Consider the following 18,675-nt stretch of genomic DNA (forward strand, 5'->3'; position numbering starts at 1 on the left):
TTTACCAGAATAATTGAAAAGGTTCTCTGCCATCTTCTGCGGAAATTTTTACGTTTTTCGGCCCAAATGTGTTTTTATTCGTTTTTTATTCTCGTTTTTCTTCCTTCCCAATGCTTTTTCTACCGTTTTTAGTTCGCTTGCACTTTTTGAGGCAAAGGGTACAGGAAATAGTGAGAACCCGAATTTTTTATTGTGATAAAATAAAAAGAGGATGGGCCGAAAGCCCATCCTCTACCTGGCAAGTCCATGTTTACCTTTTTCTCAGGAAATGGCTTCAGCAGGTTTATCCCATGATCTTTTTGTAGAGTTCCGGACCCTTCTCTGCCACGGTATATGTCTGGGCGGTGATGGTGTCACAGGGTGCGCCTGGTGGCACTTCACAGCCTGTTGAAATCATGTACTTGGACTGCATACCGTTCTCTTTGAGAGTGTTCAGGACGCTTTCCTGGAGAGCCATGGTATCTGCCTTCATCTTACTGATGCCTTCAGGGCTGTTGTCTAGGAACAATATTGGGCTGACCTCTCCACCGAACATGGTTTCCTTTCCGTGGGTGCTGATCAGGTACTTGTGGTCCTTGGAACCCTTGTTGACCTCGTCGGGGTAGAAGGTGTAGCTGTAGTACTCCGTGTTCCACTTGTCGATGAGGTCCCAGTGTGGGGCATCGGAACAGTTGTGGATAACGACTGGCTTGTTGTACTTCTTGTACAGTGGAGCGATCCTGTTCTGCATGACCTGGCCTTCGGACTTCATGTACTCGTCAGCGCCGAGGATGACGTTGTTGGTCCAGAGGGTAACCATACAGAGGTTGTCCGGCTGAGCTTCCTCGAACATGCCCTTCATGATTTCTTCTACGTAGGTTGTGGTCTTGTCAAGGGCCTTGAGGACGACATCAGGGTTGGTCCTTAGGTCGGAAAGGATGCGGGTTGCTCCCATGATCTGGGTCAGAGCGACCATTGGGCCTTCGATCAGGGCAGTCATGGGTGCGCCGAGGGCATGTGCCTTCTCTGTTGCAATCTTGTTGCCCTGGATAAGGTTGTATGCACGGGTGCCTTCCTTAAGTTCGGGGATTTCAAGCTTCTCGTAGTCTTCGAGGTGCCCGATTGCTGCAGGGGTATCTTCCTCAGGGTACCTGATTGTTGCACCGAAGTCTGCTGCGTCGACACAGAGGTCGGTCAGGCCGACGAAGGTGTCCATGTTGAAGTACTTTATACCTGCTTCGACACAGTCTGCGTACTTTTCTGCACTTGTTGAGTAGTCCTTGTAAGAGCAGGGCACGAACTTTCTGGATACACCGCAGGCGAGAGGTGCTACAGGGAGCCTGTCGACCTTCTTGTCCTGGAAGGCAGAGCCAAATCTCTCTGCTTTGGTCATGGTTTCCTTGAACTTCGGGACCACTGAGTCGAATTCGGCTTTGACTTTTTCAGCGGTTATGAGACCTACATCGATCTTTTCCCTGCCGCCTTTCTGTGCGAGGGATTCCTTGTATTTCATCTTGCTTGCTGCAATTGAGGAATCGCTCCATAAATCGGTAGGAAGCTCGCTTACAAGAGAGGAAAGAGTCTCAACTGCCGCGCTTGCATCAAGGGCTGTGCCGTCTGCACCAATGCTGTCTGCAAAGGTCTTGGAAACAGGTGCACCGCCTACCATGACAACGAGGGAGTCTCTTATGCCCCCTTCCTGGAGCTGCTCGATAACGGTTTCCATGCCACCCATTGTTGTGGTCATCAGAGTGCTCATTGAGATTGCAGTTGCCTTGTTTTCCTTTGCTGCTTCTGCGAACTTGTCAAGGGGCACGTCACAGCCGAGGTCGATCATGTTGAAGCCGGCTGCGGTCATCATGGTCTTGACAAGGTTCTTGCCAATATCGTGTACGTCTCCTTCAACGGTACCGATAATAACATTTCTGGGGACTGAGGTTCCGTCTAATTTAATGTAAGGGGTAAGGATGTCCATTCCGGCATACATTGCATCTGCTGCGAGCAGAAGGCTGGGGACAAAGGCTTCTCCCTTCTCGTACATATCACTGATAATCTTCATGCCTTTTGCAAGGCCGTCAACGATTGCTTCATATGCGTCGAGGTCTTCATCAAGGACTTTCTGTGCGAATTCTTCTGCAAGTTCGTCGTCGCCTTCAACGACAGCATCAGCTAAAGCGTTCAGAATATCTTCTTTTGCCATTGAAAAATCTCCTTTTTTTTAGTGACGGACCCAGATAGCCAGTTTTCGTCCTGCTTTTCCGGATCTCTATCTACTTTTACTTAGATCCTTAACGGGTTCCACAGCCCGTCAATTCCCTAAATCCAATAATATACTCCTTAATTCACAATATGGCCATTTTTCCTGAAAATCAGAATCTTCCGGCCGCGGTACAGGCTGGAATTTCACCTGAATTTAGTCCAGGTTATTCTTTCATTTCAGGTTTAAATGGTCACTATTGACAGATTAACTCAATGGTATATAGCTTAACCGACAGTGCTTTTTAGTCCAGTGTCAATTTTTTCTCTTCCGATAAAATATAGTTTTCCCCATATTTTGTATGGGCCTGATTTTTATCGGGCTTCTTATTTCAGGGTCCGGGGAAATTTGTTGTATCTTTACCTTTTAAGTTCACAGCCTTTTTGCAAACATGAGATTTTTACCGGGGGATGGAAAATTCCTTCCCCTTGAATAATAAAAGCCATTGAATATTATGGGGGCACATAAAAATGAGGGGTATTGAAAATTTGAGGGTAATTATCGGGAAAATACAGATTGAAAGATCACAGATGCTGTCCCGCCGGCTGGTCCGCCCTTTTGAGCCCATGGCATTTATATTATTCGGTGTGAAAACAGATATTTTGTTTCTCAGTTATGCTGAAAACATTAGAATATCTCTGACGTTTGCTTTATATCTTTTGATTTTTTGCTTATTCTGATAATTTAAATATAATATCTGTAGTTTGTGTTATGCTGATCAGAATCATACTTTAAATATAATGCTCGTAATATAATTGATATGATTTTTATCTAAAGAGATTTTCCATTTTTAGATTAAAATTTTATATTGAAGATGTGTTGATAACCACTCCTTTAATGCAGAGGTGTATACAACAAGAGCTAAAGTTTCAAAACGCTTTATTATACGGGGCAATAATAATCCCGGTAAAGTACTGGATTTATCCAGTAATGCTCTTGGCTAAATGTTGAAACTATCCTTCCCGGAGGACTGAGGTGGGTTTATGGGCAAAGCTCCGGAAAACGGTAGTCCGACTTAACATAACAGATGATGGTTGGAAGCGGATAAATATGAGTTCCCTTATAGACTTGATTTTCTTCTCTGAAAAACGAAAAAATCTCCTTGTCCAGTTAGCTAATGGGCCGATGTATATTGATGAGATCAAGGACACCCTTAATGTAAAGGCATGTGCGGTAATGCCGCAGATAAAAAAACTGAAAGATATGGATATCATCGTGCAGAAGGGAAATGCCTATGAACTCTCGGATATCGGAGACGTTATAGTTGAAAAGATGCTTCCCCTGACTTCTCTTCTTGATGTTTTTGACGGAAACAAGGATTACTGGTCAAAACATGACAGGTCTCCGATCCCAAGGCACCTGATTAAGAAGATGGATATGTTGGGAAAATGTACTCTGGATGAGCCTGATCTGGACCACCTCTTTGAATTCCCAAGACATTTGCGGGACAGACTTTACAGCTCAAAAACCCTCAAGTCATTCTACTCTTATTTCTGTCCTGACTGCCCTTCTATACAGGCAAGCTGTGCAGAGAAAGGAGCTGAAGTGCACCTGATTCTCGATGAAAAGGTCTATAACAGGCTGAAAAATGACTTCGAGGAGGAATATAATACCTGTCTGGAAAATAAGGTGTCTCTTTACATCTATTCTGGAAAATTAAGACCATCTTCTTTTATGGTTGCGGACACTTTTATGATGCTGAAGCTCTTTGGAAAAGATGGAGAATTCGACCACAGGAAAATCATGAGTTTTACTCCGAGTGCTCTGGAATGGGGCAATGAACTTGCCCAGTATTATATAGACCACTCAGAGAAAATCAATTAAAAAGCGTTACTATCTGTCGGCCAGAATCATTTCTGGCAATTATTTACGGCAGCCAGGCCGGAACTTTCGGAAAAAAATATTTTTGAAAATGGCGGAGCGGGAACACTTTTAATCTGACTCGCCCTTTTCTTTCTTCTTATTTTTCCCTGCCTTTAATGCTCACGATTCTCTGTACATGTCCATGCTGTTCATGTTTGTGATATCCATGTCCATGCTTCTGGCCGTGTTCTTGATCATGTCTGGCTTTATGCACGTCTATTCCCCTTTTCTCAAAGGTTTCCTGTACCGAGCTGTTCACAGCATCTTTTAGAGCTTCCTTCTCAACGTTTGAGACTGCTGAGAGGATCTTAAATGTCGGCACAGCTCCTTCTTTTGATTTGATGATCTCTTCCTGTGGCTCTTCGTAATAAATAGTAATGCTTTGTTTCACGGTTTCAAATCCATTGTCCAGGAAGAGTTTGATATGACCTACAAATTCGGGATTTAGCTCCAGAACCTTTTCTTTTATTGTGTTCATTAATTCAGTAGTGAGCTCCCTTGCTGTTTCCGTGCTCAGGCTTTCTCCTTCCTTTATTGCAAATTCTGCAGCATAGCTGCCAACTCCGGAGGCTTCGATGGAATCTTCGGTTTCCTGAGATTCAGAAAGTTTGGACTTTTCTTCTGTGGTGGTTACTTGAGCTTTTTCCGGAACTTCTTTGATATCAGGGAGAACTACCTGCATGAAACTTTCAAATCTTTCCCCTGTATCCTTTCCTGAAAGCAGAACCACCCTGGCTTTAGGGTTCAGCTGCTGGACTGAAGCTTCCAGAATGGGGATTCTGATAGGTTCGATCAGATCTACCTTGTTTATTCCCAGAATCTCGGCATCTATAATCTGTCTCATGGCAAATTCTTTTACCTCTTTCATCAGATGCTTGAAGCGGCTGCCATCAATCAGGGTCACGAGGGGCGCGACTTTCACCTCATCTCCAAGATTCATAAGCTCGACTTCGTTCCTGATAATGTGTGGGAAAGCAATTCCGGTGGGCTCGATCATCAGGATATCGGGTTTGTATTCTTTTGCAAGGAGGGTGATTGTTGTCCTCAGCCCTACTTTCAGAGAGCAGCAGATGCAGCCGCTTGTGATCTCCTTGGTGTCGAATCCGAACCTTTTGATCACGTCCCCGTCAATCCCTATTTCCCCTATCTCATTCACGATGATGGCAACTTTTTTTCCTTTTTCTGCCAGGTATTTACCCATATTGATAATAGTGGTTGTCTTCCCGCTTCCCAGGAAACCACCCACAACAATGACATCCACTTTCTTTCCTCCGTTTTCTGCCGCTTTCTGCTTATTTTTCTTTTCTTTCCTGTCATTCTAGAATGAAGTGTGAACCCCCATACCTCTGCTCCGGAGATATAAGCGTCAATTTTTCTATTCTCAAAGTATATTGTTTTATCTCTAAATCGGGGGTGGTCAAAATCTTTTTTGTGTCTCTCAATCCGTTTTTGGCATCTATTCCCTCCGGGTTTATCCCGGCTTTCAGAGTAAAACAGTCCAAAATTAAAAGAAACATAATAAAGTCAAAAATTAAAAGCAACTGAACAAACTTCGTGGGTACAAACAAAAAATAACTCTAGTTTTGAAGGTAAATATTTACGAGAAAGAAGGGAGAAAGCTCCTATGCTTTAGCCAGGAGTAGTTCACTCACTCGACATCTTCTGACCACGGAAAATGAAGCAGTAAGCCCGCAAACTTTAGTTCACGGGCATTACACTTTATTTCATTTTTAATAAGTTTTTCTTACCTTCTTTTTTCCTTCTCAGTTGCCTGCAACAGTCAGGTTTTCCCATTTGAACCTGTCATCCGGGCAGGCATGCAGGCAGCGCTGGCAGTTTGCTCCGTCACAGAGGTCGGTCCTTATTTTTACAGTCCCGTTGTCTTCCATCCTGAGAGCTCCGTTGGGGCATACCTTTGCACACTGTTTGCAGCCTGTGCAGTCTTCGATGACCATGGTAAGGTAGGTCCCGACTTTTTCAAGCACTTCAAGCCCTTCTTCTCCAAGTTCAGGAATATCCCTTTCAACCTGGCGGTCGATTTTAAGGAGCGTTGAAGGCTCGCTGATCATGGGGAGGTTTTTCTTTTTCAGGAACTTCTGTAGCATCTTGAATGCCATACCCTCGTTCCAGTAGGCAAGTTCAAGCATATATGCTTCCTTGAAGGCCTCGGAGGTTGCGAACATCACATGCGTGCCCAGAATTTCCTTTGCAATTGCCTGCAGTTCCCGGAGCCTGTCTTCAGAAAGCAGGATTTCCCGGGCAACAGTCAGGGAAGTGTTCCCTATCTGGGATACATAATTTGCGTTGTAAGGGATCATCCCTACCTGGTGGGCTTTTGCGGCATCCATGTAAGTCCCGGCAGCTCCTGACATGTGAGCTATCTTGAGGTCTTCCATCTCAATGCCTGCAGCTTTACAGAGGGTAATATGCCCTGCCCTGAGTGCCCCTATGGCTCTTCCGGCCGCGATAAGGTCTTTATCTGTAAACTTGATCCCATCCTGGAGGTGAATGATGCCCTCAGGAGTCTTAATTTTTGGCAGAACTATCAGTTTGTTCCTTATCCCGGCTTCTATAAGGGCAATAACTCCTGTCCCTGTAATGCCTTTTGCAGTGACCTCTCCCTTTTCCACAACATCCCCTGTCTTCGGGTTTACGAGGTCTCCCATGGCTGTTTTCATATCCCTGTCGAGCACGTAACAGCGCAGGTTTTCTCCTTCAAATTCGACATCGCAGATGGTATGCGGGGATGCAATGGACCCGCATTCGATTTCCTGACCTTCGAGAGCTGGCCCGGCAGCAGCCGATCCGGTGTAAATAATCCCATTTGATTTCAGGGCCATTTCGGCGTTTGTCCCGTAGTCCGTAGCGATCGCAATCTCATCACTCTCGATCATGCCTGCCTTTACTATAAGGGCAAGTGCATCGGCTCCAACCTCGTGTTTTATGGAGGGGGGCACAAACAGTTTGCAGTTCTTAAACTCCTCAAATCCCTTAATTTCGGTCAGAGGTATGACTCGAGCGTCTCTGTTTTGTTCTTCAATATGATACTTCTGTTTCTTACGCTCGCCTGCGTATGCCAGGTCTTCAATAGGAATTTCCTGAAAGATAGAAAGCTGGATAGGGTTTCCACAGATTGAGAACTTCTCCATCTCTTCGGGTTTTACTCCGAGTTCCGTAATGATATTTTTTACTGCCGTTGCCGAGAGCCCGTGAGCTTTGTCAAGCCCGTAATGGATTGCAAAGTCAAGGTGGTCCATTACGTTTGCTCCCGGCAGGGGGTTCCGGAGAGTTATCACGGTTTTCTTAATCTTGCTGTTTTCCAGGTCAATTTTCTGGGCCCTGAATCCGCTGGTTCCCAGGTCAATTGCAACTCCTGTTCTCATATCTTAACCTCCTCCAAAAAAGTTTAAGACTTACTCAACAATTATCTCAGCATTTGTTGTTTTTAATAAATTTCAAGAAGTTTTGTGGCGAATAAGCTGTTCCGGTGAGTTTTGCTGAATCTCTTGCCTGGATTGAGCCTCCTAAAATAACAGCCTGTTAGGGGCCTGGTTCTGGATCTCCTCATTCCTGAGATCCCTTCCTGGCAAAGTAAAAAATATGAATTGGGACAGAACATCCCGAAGTTCTAATTGTTTTAGATCTCCGGGATTTGCCCCTAAAAAAATAAAGAAATCTTTTGTGCCTTTTCAGGCGTAGTATTCGTCTCTTGCTGCGACCATGGCTTTGATGTTCTCGAGTGGGGTCATGGGTGCAATTCCACAGCCTGGTGCGAGCACATCGATACCGTCTGCAAGAGCCTGCTTGGCTTCGGCGTTGATCTTGTCAACAGGTCCGGGCAGCAGGGTGAACGGACTGGAGATGTTTCCTACTAACCTTGCTCTGGTTCCGATGATTTCCTTTGCCTTCTTTACGCTGCCGATTTTTTCTTCAACGCTGAGGCCTTCAAATCCGCAGTCTGCCATATAGTCGAGAACTGCGTTCACGTTTCCACAGATGTGAAGGATGGTTATGGAGTTCACATTGGCGGAGAACTTCTGCAGCCTTGGCTGGAGATACTGCTTAAAGGAGTCAGGGCTCATGAGGTCAGGGGAAGCGACAGGGTCTGCAATGGCAATGACATCTGCACCTGCTTCGACCATTGCGTTTGCATAGATGATTGAGGCTTCAGTTGCGAGGTCCAGGGCCTGTTCGAAGAGTTCAGGTTTTTTGATGGACCATTTCATGAAGGATTTTACACTTATAAGGTCGGAAGCGACTGTGATAGGGCCTTCCATACCGCCAACGATTGGCACATCAGGACCTACTTTTTCCCTGATGATCTTGATTGCTTCAAGTACTGCTGGAATTCTGCCTCTCTGAAGGAGGTCTGCAGGGATTGTTGCGCCTTCAATTTCTTTGGGGTAAGGGTGACCGGTGACGGAGGGCTGCCTGTTCTTGGTACCCATATTGATCTCACAGCCCATGGCTTCGACCAGGACGGTAAGGCAGTAGGGGACCCTTACAGCTTCAAGTCCGCTGAGCTCGTGGTTGGCGAGTGCCAGCTTTGCCATAAGTTCAGGGCTGGTGTGGGATTCAGGCCAGGGGGCTCCGACTTCATCCATGAGTTCTACAATCCCGGTCTGGGTCACGGAACAAACTGGTGTTTTGTCAACGGGCTTGCCTTCAAGGGCAGCTAAAAGTCTTGTTTTAAGTGTGAATTCGCTCATATCGGTCATACCTTTTTTACTTCTATTCTTATACATATATTTTTATTCCAATTTAATTGTCTACTTGACAATATTATATAGACCTTTTCAATCCAAAATGTTTCACACTCTGGACAAGAGTATCCAGAGTTCAAAATCTATTAAAAAACTGTAGTTCTTACTGATGAATGGAGCCAGCTAGTGCCTTATGAATCAGCTTTTTTGTCTCGCCTGAGCAGGAGTGAGAATAATGGCAGTAAAAACAATTCTCTAGCCTCTCAATTGAGTTAGGATACGAATATTTTTTTAGTTACCAAATTATAAAAGCTAATTGCCGAGAATTTTTTTTTGCCTTTTTTTTAATAAATCATGTAATAAATTTTAACTCTATTATCCAGGTCCTTATTTCTTCCAATCCTTTTCCATCCTCTATCTTCTAATATCCGGTTCTGTAATCGGTAAAAGCTCTATTAAATACCAGCCTCAGATAATTGATTATTCTGGATTTTTGAAGTAATTCGGCAGATTCGTAACGTTAAGTTTCTTATTCTTACGTCACATTGAACTATAGGGGATTGGATGGAAAAGGAATTGGCTGGAAATCAAAATAGGGTATGCTCTCCTCGGGGCGATGAACATCTTATTTCTCTTCCAGAATTTCTAAAAAGGTTCGAAACGGACGAAAACGGGCTCAATGAACAGGAAGCTACACGAAGGCTTCAGGAATGCGGACCAAATATCCTCGAAGAAGCAGGAAAGGAAAGCATACTTAAGAGATACGTCCGTCAGTTCCGAAATTTTTTTGCTGTCCTGCTGACTGTAGGAGCGATTCTATCTTTTCTTGGCGAGTACCTTGATCCCGGGAAGGGAAATCTCTATATAGGGGTTGCTCTTTTCGCAGTCGTTCTCCTTAACGGGACTTTCACGTTTGTGCAGGAGTATCAGGCTGCAAAGACAATGGAAAGCTTCCGGCAGCTTCTACCTCCTCATGCAAAGGTCTTCAGGGATGGAAAAGTAAGGGATGTCCTGGCTTCGGAACTTGTGGTAGGGGATGTCGTCCTTATTGAAGAGGGGGATAAGGTTCCTGCAGATGGGCGTCTGATTGAAACCAATTCCCTGAAAGTGGACAATTCAACCCTGACCGGGGAATCAGAGCCGCAGTTGCGTTCTCTTGAATGCACTAATTCGAATCTGCTGGAATGCCGGAATATGGTTTTTTCCGGAACTCTCGTACAGAGCGGGAACGGTAAAGTCGTTGTTTTCGGGACCGGACAGGATACCCAGATCGGAAGCCTCGCAACGCTTACAGAGCAGACATTATCCGTGGACACCCCTATCCGAAAAGAACTCAACCATTTCATAAAGATTATTTCAGCAATTGCGATTTTCCTTGGAATTACCTTTTTCCTGCTCGCATTCTTTCTCCAGAATATTTTTCTCGCAAGCCTTATCTTTGCCATAGGAATCATTGTTGCCAATGTTCCTGAAGGGCTTTTGCCCACAGTTACGCTTGCCCTCAGCCTTGCTTCCCGAAGAATGGCTTCCCGGAATGCCCTTATAAAACAGCTTGAGTCTGTGGAAACCCTGGGCTCAACTACTGTGATTTGCACGGACAAAACCGGGACCCTTACTCAGAACAGGATGGCAGTAAATTCTCTTATCGTAGGGTTTGAAACTCTGGAGCCGGAAAAACCTTCCCTTTCTCAAGAAGGCTCTGCAGGGCAGGATGCAGAAGATGGTACAAAAAAAGGTCTTGCGGAGAAAGGTACTGACTCAGGCGCAAAAGGAGTTCCTGTTACAGGAAATCCCGTGTGGAATCCGGAAAAGATTCCTCCGGTTTTTATAAGGGTTGCAGGGCTCTGCAATAACGCGAAACTTTACGACTCGCCTCCCGGATATACTGGCGACCCGACAGAAGGTGCGCTTCTTGTTTTTGCGAACAGTTTCGTAGATGTAAAAAATGTAAAAGAACTCCAGCAAGAGTATCCGAGGCTGGAGGAGTTTCCTTTCGATTCCCTTACCCGGCGCATGGAAGTTGTCTGCCGCACTCCCGAAGGCAAACTTGAGGTCTACCTTAAAGGCGCTCCGGAAGTGGTTGTGGAAATGTGCGGGTCAGTTCTGGAGTCCGGAGAAATCCGAAAACTGGATGAAGCCGGGCAAAAAGAGCTTCTGGAAAGGCACCTGAGGCTGGCAGAAAAAGGCGAAAGGATAATTGCCCTTGCTTTCAGGCAGGCAGAAGCAAAGAACGAGTATACCGGAGATTTTATTTTTCTGGGTTTCATCGGGATTGTAGACCCACCGCGCCCTGAAGCCAGAGAAGCTATTGCGAAATGTCATGCTGCCGGGATTAAGGTTGTCATGATCACAGGTGACCACCCGGTTACCGCAGAGTCAATTGCCAGGGATGTAGGACTTGCGGTATCCGGAAAACCTGAGATTATTACCGGAGACGAGCTGAAATCCCTCTCCCGTACAGAGCTTGCTTCCCGGCTCAAAAACCCGAGTATTGTTTTTGCCCGAACCTCTCCTGTACAGAAGTTGAAAATTGTACAGCTCTTTCAGGCTGAAGGCGAGATCGTGACCATGACCGGTGATGGGGTAAACGATGCTCCTGCTATCAAGAATGCCGATATGGGGGTCGCTATGGGTAGCGGCACGGATGTGGCTCGCGAAGCCGCAGACATGGTGCTTCTGGACGACAATTTTGCTACGATAGTAAATGCTGTAGAAGAGGGCAGAACCGTCTTTGATAACATAAAAAAGTTTATTGTTTACATCCTTACAAGCAATATCCCCGAGATCCTGCCATTCATAGCTTTTGTTCTCCTTTCTATTCCCCTTCCTATGACTGTCCAGCTTATCCTGGCAATCGACCTGGGGACTGATATCCTTCCTGCCATTACTCTGGGGGTGGAAAAAGGAGAGGGAGATATTATGAAGAGGCCTCCCCGACCAAGGAATGAAAAGTTATTAACTCCCCAGGTGCTTTTGACATCCTATGGAGTAAAAGGGCCTATAGAGGCTGCTGCAGGTTTCTTCTGTTATTTTGCCGTACTTTTTGATGGGGGCTGGAGTTTCGGTGAGCAGCTTGCAAACACTAATCCCCTTTATATGCAGGCAATAACCGCTTTCTTCTCCGCCGTGATCATTTGCCAGATCGCTAATGTTTTTGCTTCAAGAACCCGGTTTCAGTCTGTCTTCTCAATGGGGCTGTTCAGCAACCGCCCGGTTCTCCTGGGAATTGCAAGCGAACTCCTGATTCTTGCCCTCATTATCTGGAATCCATTTGCTAACCTTATCTTCAACACCGCTCCAATTGATCTCAGGTACATGCTACTCGCCGTTCCTTTTGCGGTTTTCCTCCTGGGAATCGATGAACTGAGGAAATATCTCCTGAGAATAAATGTGAACTGGGCAGCTAGATTCTTTAAATGGTGATCCGGTCACTTCTGAGGATAAATTACTCTGGACTCAAAATGGCTGGAAGGGTATTTTGAAATGTAGGCTGGAAGAGAAAGCTGACATGCTGGAAGAGAAAGCTGGCATGCTGGAAGAGAAAGCTGGCATGCTGGAAGAGAAAGCTGGCATGTTGGAAGAGAAAGCTGGCATGTTGGAAGAGAAAGCTGGCATGCTGGAAGAGAAAGCTGATACATAACTTATGAGATAGTGTGATAGTAAATTATGTGACAATTAACACTTTTGGCAAGTTCTGTTTTTGCTTCTTATTTAATATATTTTTTTATAAAATATGCTATATATCCGTTTTTTTGATAATAAAGTCTTATTATCCCCTCTAACTACTGACTCTGGATAAACTTTTATACTATGTATGTGGAGTATTTTATATATTTACCATCCCAAGTCTATCTGCTACAATTATTTTTTAACCCCCTATTCTGTTTCAACCCAGCCGAGTTCATAATATGAATGTAAGTAGAAAAATTTTTGTTATTATCTATATCATTTTTGCCCTCCTTACTTCGCTCGTCATTTTTGCATCTCAGAATATCCTCTACTCGAGTTTTTCCGACCTGGAGGAGAAAGAGGCAATTGGCACCGTGGAAAATATACATAATGTAATTGATTTCCAGATCATACAACTGGATGAGACAAACTCTGCCCTTTCTTCAAGGGAAGACATCAGGGCTTTTATGCTAAGTGAGAATCAAGAAGATCTTGGCAGAACTGTGCTCACTGATCTTTTTACCCTGAGCGGATACGACTTCATTTTTTTTGTCAATAGTTCAGGGGACATCATATATTCTCAGGTTTCGGATTCAATAAACGCTGGTAATGCTTCCAATGACTCATTAATTCCCGAAATCAACCACAAAATAAATGCTGGAAGCCTTCTCTGCAGGGGAGAAACGAGCTCTTTAAACGGGATGCTCCTGCTGAAAAACGGACCTGCAATTGTTTCCTGCCGCCCCGTATCTGCTGTATACGATAACAGGGAAATAATCGGCACAATAATCCTGGGGATGAATCTGGATTCCGGTTTTGTCGAGTCCATCCAGAAAATTACAGGAAATCCGGTTTTGCTTTACAGTCCTGATAATTTGCCTCCTGATTTCCAGCAAGCCTTTTTCGAAAATGGAAACGAGAGTTTCACACATATTGTAGAGGGGAACAGGTTAGCAGGTTATTATATCCACGAAGACCTTTACGGAAATCCAACCGTCATGGTTCGGGCGGATGCTGACAGGAACATCTATGCAGAAGGCAGGAAGTCCCTCAAGTATATCGTACTCTTCCTCCTGTTTTCAGGTCTCATGGTCGGAGCAGTCTGTAAGTTCCTTCTTGACAGGGAGGTAGTATCCAGAATTGTCGCCATTGATAATTTTGTAGAAAAAGTGGGGAAGGACGAAAGTTTCTCAGCACATTGTATTATGAACGGGGATGATGAGCTCTCAAGGTTAACTGAAGGAATAAACCGGATGCTTGACCGTCTGAAAATAAATTCTGATAAATCTAAAGCTCAGGAACACGAGAAGAGGGTTATTCTCAACTCTCTCAGCGAACTCGTGATCTTTATGGATATTGAGCTGAGAATCGTCTGGGCAAACAGGGCTTCTCTGGACCATGCAGGTCTTAAGCTTGAAAACATTATTGGGCACAGATATGAGGAATTTTCTCCAATGTCCGATGCTGTTTCCGGAGAATCTTTTGCACAAAAAGCGCTTGAATCCGGAAATGAGGAGTTCGGAGAGGTAGTTACTCCGGACGGAAAAGTCTGGATGATCCGTGCAAATCTGATAAAGGATAATAACGGAAGAGTAACCGGAGTCCTGCAAACCGGGCTCGATATTACAGCATACAAACGTTCTGAAGAGAAGCTCCTTCAGGCAAAACTGGAAGCTGAGGCTGCCAGCTGTACAAAGAGTGAGTTCCTTGCCAATATGAGCCATGAACTGCGGACACCTCTGAATTCCATCATTGGTTTTTCAGACATACTGCTTGAGAGAGTTTTTGGGGAACTCAACGGAAAACAGCTGAGATATGTTAATAACATCTCTACCAGCGGAAAACATCTTCTGGGACTTATAAATGACATTCTTGACCTCTCAAAAGTAGAAGCCGGAAAAATGGAGCTGCATTACAGTGAGTTTTCTATTGAATCGGTTTTCGAAGAGGTTAAGGCTACTCTTTCTCCTCTTACCCAGGTAAAATCTCTTGAAATAAGCTTTAAGGTAGAACCGGATTTTGCAGATATTCAAGCCGACAAAAATCGTTTTATTCAGATTCTTTACAATCTTGTAAGCAATGCGGTCAAGTTTACCCCGGAAGGAGGTAAGGTATCTGTCCACTGTATAAAAAGCGGAAACCGAGCTATTTTTTCTGTAAAGGACACAGGGATTGGTATTTCTTCTGAAGACCAGAAAAAACTTTTCCAGCCCTTTACTCAGATCGATGCATCATCCGCCAAGCAGTACTGCGGGACAGGGCTTGGGCTTGCTCTCGTGAAGAAAATTGTACATCTACACCAGGGAGATATCTGGGTTGAAAGTGAACTTAAGAAAGGCAGTACTTTTATGTTTATAATTCCGCTCACCAAACCGCCTGAGTCCCGAAAAGCTGATACTAAGGACATTGACGATTTAATGCTTGAGTTTGAAATGAATAAAGCAGCTACCTTTTCCGTGAAAGAGTGTGTAGAAGACCTTCAGGAGGAAATCGAGCTTCCTGAGGTCCTTCTTCCTGAAAAGAGTATTGGAGCGCAGAATCTTGTTCTCGTAGTTGATGACGAGAGGAATTCCAATGAGCTGATTTCAGTTGTTCTCAGGGACGACGGGTACAGTACAGCCTCTCTATATAGAGGAAAAGATGTTTTAAACGTTGCAAAGAAACTGAAACCTTATGTTATCACGCTAGACGTTTTCCTTCCTGACACTAACGGCTGGGGTGTCCTGAGACAGCTGAAGAGCGACCCTGAGACAGCCCGCATTCCCATACTTATTATTTCAGTGACAGATAATAACGAGCTGGGAATTGCCTTTGGGGCAACTTATTCCTTTACAAAGCCAGTAAAAAGAATCGAACTGCTGGATTCCTTAAGAGAGATCACAGGTAAGTTAAGGTTCGAAGAGCCAAGGATTCTTATCATTGACGATGATGATAATGCAGTAGAACTGCTGAGTTCAATGATTGAACCCGAAGGCTTTGAGGTAGTAAAGGCTTATAGTGGGCAGGAAGGTCTGGACAGCCTCTTTTCCGAGCAGCAGCCAGATATTCTTATCCTCGATCTGCTGATGCCGGGAATAAGCGGATTTGAGGTAATTTCCCGCATGAGAGCAGATGAGAAGACAAAAGACATTCCTTTAATTGTATGTACCGCAGGAGAGTTTACTGAGAAGAATATTGAAGAACTGAACGGTGAACTTAAGGAGCGTCTTATTTCGATTCTTAAAAAGGGTACATTCGGAAGAAAAGAGTTAATTAATAGGATAAAACAATTAGCTATGCTGAAGAGGCGTGAAGATGAAAGAAATTCTTATTGTCGAAGATAACCCCATGAACATGGAACTGATCCTGGACCTCCTTGAGTTTTACGGCCACCGTGTCACAGAAGCTGAGGACGGGATAAAGGCTCTTGAACGCCTTGCTGAGAAAAAGTTCGATCTTATCCTCCTCGATATGCAACTTCCTAAAATGGATGGGCTTGAGGTTATGGACAGGATCAAAAAGAACTCTGCTACTGCAGATATTCCAGTGATAGCTGTCACAGCCCATGCTATGAAGGGAAGTGAAGAACACTTTATCGAAATGGGATGTGTGGATTATATCTCAAAACCCATAGATATTCACAGGTTCAGGTCCCTTATCGATAAATATCTGGGAGACTAAAGAGAGGACACAGAACTGCAATCTTAAAATATATCTTTAATTATATATATTTTATATGTTTTAAAAAATTGGTAATATATCAAAAAATATCACAAACACGCTGGTAATTAGAAGTTTTGAAATCTGAGACGATATTTACAATCTGAATTAATCTAAAGAGATTTACTGTCTGGAAAGTAGAGGACATCAGGAAAAGTAAGCTAACATTGGAAAACTATTGTAGCCGGAAAGATATTTTTTTATTTCGAGTTGAGGTATTTTTCCTAATCCCATTTCCAGTCCAGATTCGATTTTCGTCTCTATCCGGCTTCAGTCTTATGTTTCAAAAAGATGCTACTTCTGTCTTAAACAGACCATATTACCAGTGAAAAATTATATTTTCTCCAGGCGTCTGGACATCTCTTTATAATATATAAAGAGCTCTTCGCACCATTTAAGTGCGCTTTCATCGAAGCTCATCAACCGCTGATGGTCAAATTTTCCTTTTTTATCAAAGAGTACAAGAGAGCAGAAACGTTCTGTTACGACGTCTTTAAGTGTTACATTTTTGTCACAGATATAGATTTCCGTATTCTTTGATTCTACAAGAGTCTTCAGGTCTTCAAAATAATCCTTTTTCATTCTATCAAAGACCGGTTCTGTCAGGACAAGGCATATTTCTGCTTCTTTTCTTACGAGTTCTGAATAGATTTCAATATGGAGGGGATTGAAATATGAAAGAAACATTTTTATGTGTTTCGACTCAAGAAGATTCTTCTTAAAGTCTTCTGGAACTTCGAAAAGCCGGTTAAGATCGGCTTCAAGCATGAAGTAATTTCCGAGTTCATTAATCCTATTAAGAAGATGCTCAGGAATTGCGGTAAAATCATGGTTAATCCAGTAATCGTAGTTTTCCTCGAAAACCCTGACCGTATCAAGCAGAGGCTCCATCTTCTCAACAACTATTTCCCCCATATCCGTGAGCCTGTAGGCATTGTTTTCATCCAGCACGATCAGACGCCCTTCCTTTAATTTCTTGATCTGGGGCATAATTGAAGTCGAGGTTACGTTAAGGGCTGTTTTTATTTCGTCGCCTGTCTTGGGCCCTTCTTCCAGAAGGAGCAATAAATCTTTCCTTTTTTCAGATAGGAACGCCAGGTCAATAAGTGATATTTTCATTTTACTCCATCTCCCCTAGAAGCTTCTCAAATATGCCGGAGTGTTTCTCCTTCATTTCTTTTCAGGAAGCAACCTTCATTGGCAAAAGTCCTTTTTTCTCCCAGAAGAAAATAGTGAGGGGGACTTAGTGCAACACTCATGCGCTACTTTTCAGTTGATTCCTTATATTTTTTTCCAAAAAGCACTTACTTTCCTAAAGTTAAGCTCTTTTTCTTTGCTCTTTTCCTTACTCTTTTCCTTTTTTCCTTTTTCTTTGCTATTTTTCCTTACTCTTTTCCTTTTTTCCTTTTTCTTTGCTATTTCCCTTACTCTTCACCTTTTTTCCTTTTTCTCTGCCTTTTTCACTTCCTATTTTTCTTCTCCCTCGTCTCTTTGCCTTTTTTATTTTCTGTCTGTCTTTCTAATCCTTTTCTCATTCCTTTATTCCGGTAGCAAGGACGTAACCTACATATTTTGAGGTTGACTTTTTTCGGAGCAGGATTTTTTTGCCTTCTCCCAGTCGGTTGAACCGGTACCGGATCGTTCTGCTGAACAGGTAATATTTTCCCATTTTCAAAATCAGCTCTACAAAGTACCGGGAAAATTTCCAGCTTCCGCCCATCCCCTCCATAAGGGCTTTTACTTCTCCAGGGCCTGGAGAAGGCCTGAACTTTCGGACATTTACATCTTTGAGCCCCCCTTCCTCAAGTCCCTTTTTCCATTCTTCCGGCGTGGAGAGGGAAAAGGGAAGCCCTGTTATTTCCCCGAATACTTTTTCTGCATAAGCGATTTCTTCAGCAGCTTTTGGGGGAATCCTCTCCTCTTTGTACATTTCGTTGATTCCCACATAGCCATCCGGTTTCAGGACCCGCGCGAATTCTTTGAAGGCCCTGCTCCTGTCCAGGAACTGTGACACAAACTCGGTTATCACGGTGTCAAAAGTCCCGACTTCGAAGGGCAGGGCATAAGCGTCCCCAACCCTGAATTTCACCCTATCCGAAACTCCCTGCCTTCTGGCCCGCTCTTTTGCCTTCTCAATGGAAAGTTCTGCAATATCAATTCCCACCACCTCACAGCCGATTTTTCTGGCAAGGAAACAGGCAGAAAAGCCGGTTCCACAGCCTACCATCAGGACTTTTTTCGTCCTGTCAATCCGGCATAAATCAGCAAGTTTTTTGGTGGATGTAAGGCCGCCTGTATGATAATAGGGCACTCCCAGGTAACTCATAAAATCGTAGTAGCCAAGAGCTTCGGCTTCTTTAACTGAAAGCCACTTCTTGGCGGCAGATACTTCTTTTTCTGTTTGTGCATCTGGATTTCCCGAACTTTCAGACATGCGTTCTCCCTTTGAGATTACTCCTTTCTGGGAGTTCACTTTTTCCTCTGTATTCTTCCGGTTTCCTGAGG

The 18,675-nt window shown here is 44.0% G+C and carries 11 protein-coding genes; 5 read left to right on the forward strand and 6 right to left on the reverse strand.

The window, feature by feature from the left end:
• Nucleotides 1-283: 283 nt before the first annotated feature.
• Nucleotides 284-2,179, reverse strand: coding sequence for a uroporphyrinogen decarboxylase family protein (locus EO92_RS12015; RefSeq protein WP_048171866.1), 1,896 nt, complete (start codon nt 2,177-2,179; stop codon nt 284-286).
• Nucleotides 2,180-3,211: 1,032 nt separating this feature from the next.
• Here EO92_RS12015 and EO92_RS12025 point away from each other — a divergent pair.
• Nucleotides 3,212-4,060 (forward strand): winged helix-turn-helix domain-containing protein, encoded by an 849-nt coding sequence (locus EO92_RS12025; protein WP_235283318.1) that lies wholly within the window; start codon nt 3,212-3,214, stop codon nt 4,058-4,060.
• A gap of 136 nt (nt 4,061-4,196) precedes the next feature.
• On the opposite strand, the gene EO92_RS12030 is transcribed toward EO92_RS12025, so the two are convergent.
• From EO92_RS12030 to mtaA, 3 genes are all read right to left on the reverse strand, one after another.
• Nucleotides 4,197-5,360, reverse strand: a complete 1,164-nt coding sequence (locus EO92_RS12030; protein ID WP_048171869.1) for a GTP-binding protein — start codon at nt 5,358-5,360, stop codon at nt 4,197-4,199.
• A gap of 502 nt (nt 5,361-5,862) precedes the next feature.
• Nucleotides 5,863-7,482, reverse strand: coding sequence for a methylamine methyltransferase corrinoid protein reductive activase (locus tag EO92_RS12040; RefSeq protein ID WP_048171872.1), 1,620 nt, complete (start codon nt 7,480-7,482; stop codon nt 5,863-5,865).
• Nucleotides 7,483-7,788: 306 nt separating this feature from the next.
• Nucleotides 7,789-8,808, reverse strand: coding sequence for a methylcobamide:CoM methyltransferase MtaA (mtaA, locus tag EO92_RS12045; RefSeq protein WP_200896777.1), 1,020 nt, complete (start codon nt 8,806-8,808; stop codon nt 7,789-7,791).
• A gap of 558 nt (nt 8,809-9,366) precedes the next feature.
• On the opposite strand from mtaA, the gene EO92_RS12050 reads away from it, so the two are divergent.
• The 4 genes from EO92_RS12050 to EO92_RS12060 all read left to right on the forward strand — a co-directional run bounded on the left by EO92_RS12050 (nt 9,367) and on the right by EO92_RS12060 (nt 16,131).
• Nucleotides 9,367-12,225: a cation-transporting P-type ATPase gene (locus tag EO92_RS12050; RefSeq protein WP_048171876.1), complete on the forward strand. Its 2,859-nt coding sequence runs from the start codon at nt 9,367-9,369 to the stop codon at nt 12,223-12,225.
• Between the two features lie 55 nt (nt 12,226-12,280).
• Entirely contained in the window at nt 12,281-12,442 is a 162-nt protein-coding gene (locus tag EO92_RS17860; protein ID WP_156165814.1) for a hypothetical protein, read from the forward strand.
• Nucleotides 12,443-12,710: 268 nt separating this feature from the next.
• Nucleotides 12,711-15,794, forward strand: a complete 3,084-nt coding sequence (locus EO92_RS12055; protein WP_048171877.1) for a response regulator — start codon at nt 12,711-12,713, stop codon at nt 15,792-15,794.
• On the forward strand, nt 15,766-16,131 hold the full coding sequence (locus EO92_RS12060; RefSeq protein ID WP_048171879.1) for a response regulator: 366 nt from the start codon (nt 15,766-15,768) through the stop codon (nt 16,129-16,131). The genes EO92_RS12055 and EO92_RS12060 overlap by 29 nt, the downstream gene beginning before the upstream one ends.
• Before the next feature lie 372 nt (nt 16,132-16,503).
• Here EO92_RS12060 and EO92_RS12065 read toward each other — a convergent pair whose 3' ends face one another.
• Both EO92_RS12065 and EO92_RS12075 read right to left on the reverse strand, forming a co-directional pair.
• Complete coding sequence (locus EO92_RS12065) at nt 16,504-17,289, reverse strand: winged helix-turn-helix domain-containing protein (protein WP_048171881.1); 786 nt, start codon at nt 17,287-17,289, stop codon at nt 16,504-16,506.
• A gap of 412 nt (nt 17,290-17,701) precedes the next feature.
• Nucleotides 17,702-18,643: a class I SAM-dependent methyltransferase gene (locus tag EO92_RS12075; RefSeq protein WP_235283319.1), complete on the reverse strand. Its 942-nt coding sequence runs from the start codon at nt 18,641-18,643 to the stop codon at nt 17,702-17,704.
• Nucleotides 18,644-18,675: the final 32 nt, after the last annotated feature.

The sequence above is a fragment of the Methanosarcina sp. 2.H.A.1B.4 genome (assembly GCF_000979385.1).
Lineage (GTDB): Archaea > Halobacteriota > Methanosarcinia > Methanosarcinales > Methanosarcinaceae > Methanosarcina.